The organism is Paenibacillus planticolens, assembly GCF_013141725.1.
GTDB classification, from domain to species: domain Bacteria; phylum Bacillota; class Bacilli; order Paenibacillales; family NBRC-103111; genus Paenibacillus_E; species Paenibacillus_E planticolens.
On the sequence record NZ_WHNZ01000082.1, the window covers coordinates 1 to 3,626 of the forward strand.

The following is a 3,626-nucleotide window of genomic DNA, read 5'->3' on the forward strand; positions in this document are numbered from 1 at the left end:
TTGCGGATATTTAGTGCTTTCTAGACGGAATGCGGAATATCCGGAGTTCCCCCAATAATCGTTTACATGGACCTGTACTTCGTTCAATTTAAACCAAGCCATATACATCGTCATTTCCTGAAGATATTCAAGTGGGATATACATTCTTCCCACATCGATCATTCCTGATCTTACCCCGTATTTGGGATAATCGCGAGCCAGCCCTTTAGGAACATGAACATGGTTTTTATCCTGATAAAGCATCTGCGTAATTGAAATTCCACCGTATAATATACCCTTAGCCTTTGAAGCCGAAATCACAATCATATCACGGATGTCGAGGGTGTATCCTTCTTCGCCAAGAATGGATTGCCCCGCAGCAAGCTTAAGAACAATATCCCCGGGCTGAGCTTCGCCGGAACCGATCGGAATATCTCTGTGCAGCATATTTTTAAAATAAAATTGAATCGTTCGGGCCATTTCGTTTAAGGAATCATCCAGCGTCACAATTCTGGAGCTTTCCGTCAATACAAAGTTTCCGGTATGCCCCTTCCATTCACGCAAGCCCGGCAGCACGTCGGGAACGGAATTGTCGCCCGCTTCCCGCGTATATTGCCCGGGAACCACGAAGCGGATATCTTGCTGAGAAGTGGCGACATCGCTCGGATCATGTTTATTTTCAACCTTGTATAGCAAATTGACACCCATATCAACTAACGGTTTCGTTACTGTGCCATCGAGCGCAATCACTTCTTTGGTATCCGAGCCGTACAAACGGATTATATAATCCTCGCTAACTTGCGGCAGCAGCAGACGGCGGCCATCTTCCGACAGCTTGAGCGGCCCACTTTCGGCTTCTTTCAAAACCTTAGCCGCTGTATCGTTCGCATGCTCATACGCTTCTAATTCATAAATACTGGAACCGTAATATTGGTTATTCGTATGCTTCCATTGTTTATATTGTTCGTATTTGATATATCTGACCGGTTGGCGGCTGAATTCGATTTCCTTACTTACGCTCACGCCTGACGGGCCATTCGTTACCTGATACACACTTTCATAAGTTTTACCGTCCTTTGATACAAAGACTGCGTAATCAGGTGAGGTGACATGAAAGTTAATGACAATTTTACTGACTTCCTTTCCTTCTCCCAGGTCGACGATAAGCCATTGATAATCGACCTTATCCGCAGACCAGCGCGTGGAAGGATCGCCATCGACGGCTTTTCCCCCAACAAATTGCGGATATTTCCAATTGCCGCCGGACATTCCTCCTTCCACGCCGGAGTAGGTAACAGACTTACCTAGCGCTAAATTAGGATTGCTGGACTGGCTTCCCGCAGCTGATGCTACTATGCCCGGAAGCATATAAACGACGAATGCGAAAATGAAAAGCAAAGCTAATTTAATTGTTCCTTTTGTTTTGAATTTCATATCAACTCTCCTAATTTATTTAGATTTGTGGAAAGGCACTCTCACTTCCTTGGTCATTTTTGGGTCCGATCCCTTGAGAAGTTCTCCCTTCACATTATCCTTTTATGCCTTACCTCCAATCCGACTCCATTTCGCTTTCGACCCAGACTCCCGTCGGAATGAATGCCACTTTGTGTGCAACCATTGCGACTGGGAATCCGTATGGTTGAGCGCTGGAGTCCCTTTATCGATAAACCCCTTGTCTCTCATTTGAACAATTTTGTTGAGCGCTTTCATCGCAGGCTCGCTCTTCCAAACGCCTTTTTCGAGCGCGTTGATTATCTTCACGATAGATGTGTCATAGTTGCTCATCTCTTCGGTGTCTTTCCAGCTGCGACTAGCCTTGCAGGTTTCCTCTTTTTGACTTCGATCTGTTGATCCATACACATTCATCATATAAATTCACGTCCCATACCACCATTGAATTTCGTGCTTTAAATAGTTAATAAAGTACTGTCTTTGCCAAAAAAAATAAGGTCAGGGCTAAATACCTGACCTTGCTTCCCTCATTGTAATTTTTCCAAAAATTCGGATTCTCGTAAGGTGCCGTTGATCAGTTGCTCTTGAAAACGTTCCTTTACGATTTTCCGCTTCCTTATCCATTTCCAGCTTCGTCTTATCGAGTATCAAAACCTGTACGTGGATCTTGCCAAGATTCAGAAACCTATAATGTAGTCAGTCTTGTGTCACAGGACTACAACTACTTCAAAAGGCAGCCGTCGTGTGCCGGCTGCCTTCATTTCGTGATTGAACTATCGTTCCTCTTAATCCGTAATTCAAAAAGTTCATCCATTGGATAGATATTTCTCGTAGAACTCTTTAACTTTTTCTTGGTAGGCAATTACGCTGATAATTCTCATTTCCCATCATCAGACACATAATCAGTATTACACCTAGCTCAAAATCAAAGTCCCTCTTTCGGCAATGGAAACAAGTTCTTGTCTTTCATCGATGATAAGTATTCGTTCCGATAAAATAAAAAAGCCGCAGTTTCTGCAGATGTTAAAAGTCTATATTCTTGACACTCGACAATTGATCGATCGTTGTTGTACGTTCTAAGAAATTGATCGATCGTAATGATTGCCTGCTTATAAACGAGCTTATGATAAGTTGTATGCTGAACTAAAGACACAATTCTGCCTGGAGATAATGGATATATTCTCGCGGATTCATTCCAGTGCATGGTATAAAGCCAATACCAATTCCGGCTTCCACAAGAGTGGTTAGCCTGGCAGGCTCATTTCCCTCATACACATATTTCTGTTCAAACCCAGCCGATTGGCAAACGGAGTCTACTAAATCGCGAGTACGGTAGCCTTTCTTTACACCGACAAACCACTCATCCTTAAGTTGGAGGACGATTCCTAAGGAAGAAACGCCATAATCCGCCATACGCAGCATGTCCTTTCGTAAATGGCTCAATTTGATTGATGCTTCAGGGATTCTGCTCTTCACAGCGGGGCTGGTTCCACTGCTAGTTGGATTGCTGTCGGTAAAGTCATCCGGGCATTCTCATTACTAAATGTCATTATCGGGCTGATTGGCCTTATTCTACTTGGTGCCTTCGTACGACATGAGTTAAAAACGACATCACCCTTCATTGCATTAGCAATGGGCTATGTACTGTTCGGTTTCTGTGGCAAACATATCATTTTTATGTCCTACTTTGGAAAACAGTGCAGCTTCTTGTCTTTTGAAAAGGACAAGAAGTTGTATCCATAAAAATAAAAGACCGCTTAAAACGCGGCTTCTTATCCATATATGTTTTTGTCCTCTTACAATATCTGAGTTTTGTCTAATAATGACATAAATTTCCTTACATAAATGCGGCATCATCATTGTTAAATGGTACTTCAATACTTTGAGAATTCTCTGTCTCAAATTCAAACTCACTCTCCTCGAGGAGCACTAACCCATCATTCTGAGTGTTTATTTGGTTATATCTTTGTAACGCTGCCAAATTGTTCCTCGCCGTTTTATCATGAGTTGATTTCTCTTCCCAATATCTTTCAAGTACTTCAACAGGGGATTCAGATTCATTAAATTTAAATTTATCATCCCTTACAAGTTTATTTATTATCTTCCTAGTTCGTTATGAATGAGACTACTTCCCCCATCCACCCCTTGCTCTGGATTGATCCATTAATGCTCATTTGAAATGCGCCTCTGGCACT

At 42.5% G+C, this 3,626-nt stretch carries 3 protein-coding genes and 1 pseudogene; all 4 read right to left on the bottom strand.

Annotated elements, in window-relative coordinates; genetic code table 11:
- The coding region (locus GC097_RS31355) for a glycoside hydrolase family 20 zincin-like fold domain-containing protein (RefSeq protein WP_171687198.1) at positions 1-1,413 on the bottom strand (1,413 nt) is incomplete at its 3' end.
- 102 nt (positions 1,414-1,515) lie between these two features.
- Positions 1,516-1,848, bottom strand: coding sequence for a hypothetical protein (locus GC097_RS31360; RefSeq protein ID WP_216625959.1), 333 nt, complete (start codon positions 1,846-1,848; stop codon positions 1,516-1,518).
- A 738-nt stretch (positions 1,849-2,586) separates the two neighbouring features.
- Positions 2,587-2,805 (bottom strand): annotated as a pseudogene (locus tag GC097_RS31365) (LysR substrate-binding domain-containing protein); the annotation flags it as partial.
- 252 nt (positions 2,806-3,057) lie between these two features.
- Positions 3,058-3,339: a hypothetical protein gene (locus GC097_RS31370; RefSeq protein ID WP_171687199.1), complete on the bottom strand. Its 282-nt coding sequence runs from the start codon at positions 3,337-3,339 to the stop codon at positions 3,058-3,060.
- Positions 3,340-3,626 lie beyond the last annotated feature (287 nt).